A 7,445-nucleotide genomic window follows, 5' to 3' on the forward strand; every position below is an offset into this window, starting at 1 on the left:
TATAACTTATTAACCATAAGCTACTATGTTCAGACTCCTAGCATACGAGCATGTTTAATGTTTATCACGTTTATATCTGTGACATAACTTACATGCTCGGTTCTACCAAATAGTGCTGTAATTTATACCGATGCGTTTGTCTTTATGGCGAACGCTATTTTTTTGGCTGTCATTTTTTCATGTTAATACTAATCATATAGAGGAATATCTGTCTTAGTAACATTAGAGTTTTCATATGCTTAATGCTGCTGCTTCCTAGCGCCTAACGTCGATTGCATAACCGATGCAAGATAGGTTCATGACTTATCAGTCCTGTCACCAAACTTGTATAATCACCTATGAAAGCCTATCTTTTATAGTGAATTTGTTAGAGCACATTTATTCTCTCATTGACTCTGACAATCACCACTCTTTTTAACACTATTTTATGTAATCGATAGCATGGTTGACCTGCTTTACTGTTTATCCTTTATTTAGATTTTCAGATTGGCTAGGTAAGAATAACGCACTAGAGGATAGTGCGACCATATGCTCATTATTGGCTATACTCGGTTACATTACAAAAAGGACAGGAAGTTATGCAATACAAAGCGCCATTACGTGATATCCAATTCGTTATGCATGAACTACTCGATAGTGAAAGCCACTACAAAACTTTGCCTGCGTTCCAAGAAGCTGACCGTGAGCTAATGGACAGCCTATTTGAAATGGCTGCAAGCTTTGCTGAAAACGAACTGTCACCATTGAACCAAAGCGGTGATGCTGAAGGCTGTAAGTTTGATAATGGTAAGGTCACCACGCCAAAAGGCTTTAAAGAAGCTTATGACGCGTATTGTGAGCTTGGCTTCCCTGCTTTATCTGCTGAAGAAGATTTCGGCGGTCAAAACATGCCGTTCTCATTGTCTACTGTCATCAATGAAATGGTTGGTACGGCTAACTGGTCATTCTCTATGTACCCTGGCCTATCACATGGTGCTATTCAAACCATCGAGCATCATGGTACTGACGAGCAAAAACAAACCTATTTAGAAAAAATGGTTACTGGCGAATGGTCAGGCACCATGTGTCTAACTGAAGCGCATGCGGGTTCTGACTTGGGTATTATCCGTACCAAAGCTGAGCCTAAAGAAGATGGTAGCTATAGCATCACGGGTCAAAAGATTTTCATCTCAGCTGGTGAGCATGACCTAACCGGTAACATTATCCACATTGTATTAGCTCGTCTACCAGGCGCGCCTGCTGGTACCAAAGGTATCTCATTGTTTATCGTTCCAAAAATGACGGTCAACGCAGATGGTAGCGTTGGCGAAAGCAACAATGTCGTTTGTGGCTCTATCGAACACAAAATGGGTATCAAAGCCTCTGCAACTTGTGTCATGAACTTCGATGGCGCAACAGGTTACTTGATTGGACCTGAAAACCGTGGCCTACAGTGCATGTTCACCTTTATGAACGTGGCACGTATCGGTACTGCTGTGCAAGGTTTGACTGCAGCAGAGTATGCGTTCCAAGGTTCATTGACTTATGCAAAAGACCGCTTAGCGATGCGTTCACTATCAGGTACGAAAGCACCAGAAAAAGCAGCTGACCCTATCATCGTACATCCAGCGGTTCGTAACATGCTATTGACTGAAAAAGCCTTTGCTGAAGGTGGTCGTGCGCTAGTTTATTATCTCTCACACTTTGCAGATACCGTCGCAAAAGGCGAAGGCAAAGAGTTGAAGTTTGCTGACCAAATGTTGTCACTACTGACACCAATTGCTAAAGCGTTCTTGACTGAAACAGGTCTGGAAGCTGCCAACCATGGTATTCAGGTTTATGGTGGTCATGGTTTCGTTAGTGAATGGGGTATGGAGCAGAACGTGCGTGATACGCGCATTTCTTGCTTATACGAAGGTACCACAGAGATTCAAGCGCTTGACTTGTTAGGTCGTAAAGTCTTGGGTTCACAAGGTAAGCTACTTGCGAACTTTGTAAACGTTATCCAAGAATTCTGTGAAGAAAACAAAGAAAATGACGAGATGGGTCAGTTTATCCGCCCACTTGCCAAGCATCTTAAAGAATGGGGCGATTTAACTGCACGCATCGGTATGCAAGCAACTGAAACGCCAGATGCTGTCGGCGGCGCTGCGGTAGACTATATGTATTTCAGCGGTTATGTGACCCTAGCCTACTTATGGGCACGCATGGCACTGGTTGCTCAAACTGCTATCGCAAACGGTACTGGCGAAAAAGCATTCTATGACGCTAAAGTTAAAACGGCTCAGTTCTACTTTGCTAAGCTATTGCCACGTACTACTACGCACGTACAGCGTATCAGCACTGGTGTAGAGCCATACATGAGCATGGACGTTGATCAGTTTGCCTTTTAATTAAAGCGATAAACTTCGTAATCGTATAATCTTGAGCGGCAATATACTTCGGTGTGTTGCCGCTTTGTTTTGCGTATGCTTATAATAACTATCAACATAGTTTTGACTGTAGCAACAGTCTATAAGTACCGACCCGCCTACCTTCTTACATTATAATTATCAGTGAGGTGTCTGTAAGCACTTCAATAGCCGCTGCTAACTTTTGGTGTACGCACAATTCACGAAGAAATACACTCGCTCACAAGCTTATTTGTTAAACTTTGATTATTAATCGCTAAGGTTATACCAAAAGAACAGTTGATAATCTTAACAACTTCAATTTTAATTATTTGAACCAAAGGAATGTTTATGGCTGTTTATAATGCCCCTCTTAATGACATGCGCTTTATCTTAAATGACGTATTCAAGGCGCCAGAGTTTTGGCAAAACAACGAAAACTTGGCTCATGTCGACATGGAAACTGTCGATATGATTTTAGAAGAAATGGGAAAACTGTCAAAAAACATTCTACTTCCTATTAACCGTAGCGGTGATGAAGAAGGCGCAACTTTCGAAGGTGATGGCGTCGTCACGACTCCGACAGGATTCAAAGAAGCCTATAAGCAATATGCTGAATCAGGCTGGGTCGGCTTAAGTGGTAATGCTGAATACGGCGGTCAGGGCTTCCCTAAAATGGTTACCATGCTCACCGAAGAGATGGTTTTCACTGCCAACCAATCATTTGCCCTGTATCCAAACCTAACAGTCGGTGCGACACTTTGTTTAAATGCAGCTGGCTCTGAAGAGCAAAAGCAAACTTATCTAGAAAAAATGTACAACGGCGAATGGGCTGGCACCATGTGCTTGACAGAGCCGCATGCTGGTACTGATTTGGGTATTATCAAAACCAAAGCCGTGCCTAATGATGATGGTAGCTATGATATCTCTGGTACCAAAATCTTTATCACTGGTGGTGAGCATGACCTTACTGACAACATCATTCATTTGGTATTGGCAAAAACACCAAATGCACCAGAAGGTTCAAAAGGTATCTCACTATTTGTCGTACCAAAATTCTTGGTCAATGCAGATGGTAGCTTAGGCGAGCGCAATACGTTAGCGGTAGGCTCTATCGAACACAAAATGGGTATTAAAGCCTCTGCGACTTGTGTCATGAACTTTGATAACGCTAAAGGCTGGATGGTTGGCGCGGAAAACACTGGTCTATCATCAATGTTCATCATGATGAACTACGAGCGTGTCACTATGGGCTTGCAAGGCCTTGGTGGTTCTGAGCTTGCCTATCAAAATGCAGCGTTATATGCCAATGACCGCGGTCAAGGCCGTAGCGATACCCAGCTACAGAGCCCAGAAAAACCCGCTGATGCTATTATCCATCATGCTGACGTCCGTCGTATGCTATTGAACGCCAAAGTAAACACTGAAGCGTCACGCTGTTTTGCGATGTACGTTGCCAAAAACCTTGATGAAGAGAAGTTTAGTACCGATCCTGAGTCAGCCAAAGCGGCTGCAGCTCGTGTTGCCCTACTGACACCAGTTGCTAAAGCGTTCCTGACTGATAAAGCACTGGAAGCCACTGTTGATTGTCAGCAAGTCTTTGGTGGTCATGGCTATATCCGCGAATGGGGTATGGAGCAGATCGTTCGTGATACACGTATTGCGCAGATTTATGAAGGCACCAACGGTATTCAAGCGCTTGACTTATTAGGTCGTAAAGTTGCTCGTAACAATGGTAAGTACGTCACTCATTTCTTGGGTGAGATTCGTGACTTCGTTAACAATATGCAAGCAGACCATGCTATCAAACAAGCTACTCTAGATGCTGCGGATACCATCGAAGAGTTAACCACCACTGTGCTTAACAATATCGGCGAACGCAAAAACGAAATCAATGGCTGTGCGGTTGACTACATGCATGCGTTTGGCTACCTTGCTTACTCATACATGTTTGCGTTGATGGTGGAAGCTGCTAATGGCAAAGAAGGTGAGTTTTATACCAACAAAGCCAAGCTTGCAGATTACTTCGTTGGTCGTGTCTTACCGCGTATCGATGCTCATGCACAGATGGTCAAAGCTGGTAGTGACCCAATGATGAACTTTGACCTTGCTTATTTCGATGTTCCTGCAAGCTAAGCTAGCTTTAAAACTAACCTAAAATACCTTGATTAAAAGGACAGTCGTGTTACTGTCCTTTTTTTTGTCAAAATAACTGCTAACAAAATAATTCAATATCAATTGGCAGTTCCGATTAAAATAACGCAAGACAAGATGTTGCTCGACTACAATTGAACGATTGGCAAATATCACTCAACCACTTATACCGATTTAAATAATAAAAACGATTGAAACAACCATGATAAAGGGTGCGACGTGTCAGAATTAAAACGCATTTTACAACAGATTACCGCCTTGAGCGACGTGCCAGATCCTGCGGTACTCAAACGCTTGATTGATGAGCTACGAGTCAGTGATAAAGAACCTGCATTGGCCAACGAAAAAATTCAATCCCTTATTGACATCATACATCAACATCCAGAATATGGAGATGGGTTGTCTAGTTTTGTGCTAAAACTGATTATCCAATATCGGCAAATCGCACTGTATACCGACACTGGTATCATGTCTGACCAAGGGTTCTTTAACAGTTTACGCCGTTTGATTGGCCATAGATTTTTACCATTACTACCACAAGACGATTCTGTCGTAGAACTGGTAGGCTATCTATTTGACAAGCGCTCTGATGAACGTTGGCTTGCCAATATTGAAAAGGAAAAATGGGACAAACTGGTTGAGCTGGTTCGCGTAGAAGAGAAACACTTAAATCTAGTCGCTACTGCAAAAAACAGTATTTTAAACGCCATTATCATTTTGTCTTATCGCATCAGCGGTATCGGCTTGCATCCTGATTTAATGGAGGCATATCCGCAGATACTGAACTACTCAGCGTCTTTTGTTGCACAAAATCAAGAAGCTGTACTCTTTGTCAATCAATATCGTCAAGCACATGAGCTGGATACCTTGACAGATATTACGCCCGAGCAAGCAGTCGATCCTGCACCGCTATTGGTTATGATTGAGCAGTGCGAAGATATCGTCGCTACCGTACGCAAGCGGATTTATAAGACCGGTATCTCTATTCGTTTGACTAATATGATGCTGCGTTTAGATCAAAGCTTGCAGCGTATGCGGATTTTAACTGAGTTGGTTACAGACGATAATCAAAAGCGAGATCGTGCTGTGATCGAACTGATACAGGCGCTCATCACTACGTCCAATCAGCGCTATAGTATTGGTTATTTAATTGATAACAATACCAAACTACTCTCTCGCAAAGTCACAGAAAATGCCAGTCGCGTCGGCGAGCATTATATTAGTACCGATAAAGCTGGTTACCAAAAAATGTTCAAAAAAGCCTCTATCGGCGGTTTTGTGATTGCGTTTATGGCAACCATAAAAATATTGGCCTATCAATTGGCACTCGCACCTATGGGTCGCGCGTTCATCAACAGTATGATCTATGGTTTGGGTTTCGTATTTATTCATGTTATTCGTGGCACAGTCGCGACCAAGCAGCCAGCCATGACCGCGGCTGCGATTGCCTCTACCATTTCTGAAGGCTCTGGTAAAAAATCACATCAGTTGACCAAGCTATCAGAATTGGTCGTCGATATCTTGCGCACCCAGTTTATCGCTATCATGGGTAACGTTATGTTAGCGATACCCGTCGCTTTGATTATCTCTTTTGCTTGGTTGCAATATACTGGCGCGCCAATGATCGATACCGAAAAAGCAGGACATTTGCTACATGATCTTGACCCGTTCCACTCATTAGCACTGCCCCACGCTGCCATTGCTGGGGTTTACCTGTTCTTATCTGGTTTGATTGCCGGTTATTACGACAACTTGGCAGTTTATAACAACGTCGGCGCGCGTATACAACGTCACAGATTGTTGAAATACATATTGCCTAGCTCATGGCTTCAGCGTTTAGGCGGCTTTATAGAAGCCAACTTGGGCGCTATCATGGGTAACTTCTTATTTGGGGTGTTCTTAGGTAGTACCGCGACTATTGGCTATATCTTCGGCTTACCAATTGATATCCGTCACATTGCCTTTGCTTCAGCAAACTTGGCACACGGGCTATTCAATATATCTGCTGATGACATCAGCTGGAGTCTCATCCTAATTTCTATACTTGGCGTGGCCCTTATTGGTCTGGTCAACTTAATCGTTAGCTTTTCACTGGCACTGTTTGTCGCCCTACGTTCTAAAGAAGTTCGCTTTTTTGAATGGAGTCGCCTCACAAAACTGGTGTTTGGCCATATTATTAGTCATCCGTCTGACTTTTTCTGGCCACGTGATAAACCGATGAAATATGCGCGTATCGATAGTCAGGGCCACATGATATTTGATGATACTTCCGCACAAAAAAATGGCAAATCTATACCAAGCAATTATGTGGTAAGGCGTCTGTCTGATGTCAGAATCCTGCCTGAATCTAAACATGCTGATGCTCAACATTCACATACCAACACCGACATCAACTATGAAAAGCAGCCGACAGATGAGCATACGCAGCCGTATAGCTCTCCTGAAAAGGTAATGGATTTGGACGATGGTTTAGTCGATGACGAACTAAACAGCGTTCCTTATACCGATGACATCCAATACGATAAGGCCACCAAAACGATAAGTGCGATTGATAGCGATATCGTTAGTGATGAGCCTCACCATGCTGACTCTGATGATAAGCAAACTGGTGACGCAAAAACACCTTTACCAAAACCTAAAAAACCACCAAAGCTGCCTAGTTAAATAGGTAGTTGAGCTATGCTGAAGAAACCGTACAACTAAACTTGGTAAACTAAGCGTATTAACTGGAGTTTACCATGACCAAGAAAGTAAGAACCTACAGTGACGAATTTAAAGCAGAAGCCGTTAAGAAAATAGCAGACAATAACGGTAATGTTTCAGCCACAGCCAAGCAACTTGGCATAGCGATGCAAACGTTATCGAACTGGCAGAACAAAGCCAATCAAGGCAAGCTTATTGGCACAGAACAATATGATCCTG

General features: G+C 43.0%; 4 protein-coding genes. All 4 read left to right on the forward strand.

All coding sequences use genetic code 11. The features are described from left to right. The first annotated feature begins 578 nt into the window (after positions 1-578). Positions 579-2,372: an acyl-CoA dehydrogenase C-terminal domain-containing protein gene (locus JMX91_RS07185; protein WP_201548310.1), complete on the forward strand. Its 1,794-nt coding sequence runs from the start codon at positions 579-581 to the stop codon at positions 2,370-2,372. A gap of 348 nt (positions 2,373-2,720) precedes the next feature. Continuing rightward, positions 2,721-4,505 carry an acyl-CoA dehydrogenase C-terminal domain-containing protein gene (locus JMX91_RS07190; protein WP_057760379.1) on the forward strand — a complete coding sequence of 595 codons (1,785 nt, stop codon included), beginning with the start codon at positions 2,721-2,723 and terminating at the stop codon, positions 4,503-4,505. A 237-nt stretch (positions 4,506-4,742) separates the two neighbouring features. Further along, positions 4,743-7,187, forward strand: a complete 2,445-nt coding sequence (locus JMX91_RS07195) for a site-specific recombinase (protein WP_201548311.1) — start codon at positions 4,743-4,745, stop codon at positions 7,185-7,187. A 74-nt stretch (positions 7,188-7,261) separates the two neighbouring features. Continuing rightward, on the forward strand, positions 7,262-7,445 hold a 184-nt coding region (locus JMX91_RS07200), incomplete at its 3' end, for a transposase (protein WP_201548312.1).

Origin of the sequence: Psychrobacter sp. Pi2-1 (assembly GCF_904846645.1) — a bacterium.
Classification (GTDB): Bacteria; Pseudomonadota; Gammaproteobacteria; order Pseudomonadales; family Moraxellaceae; genus Psychrobacter.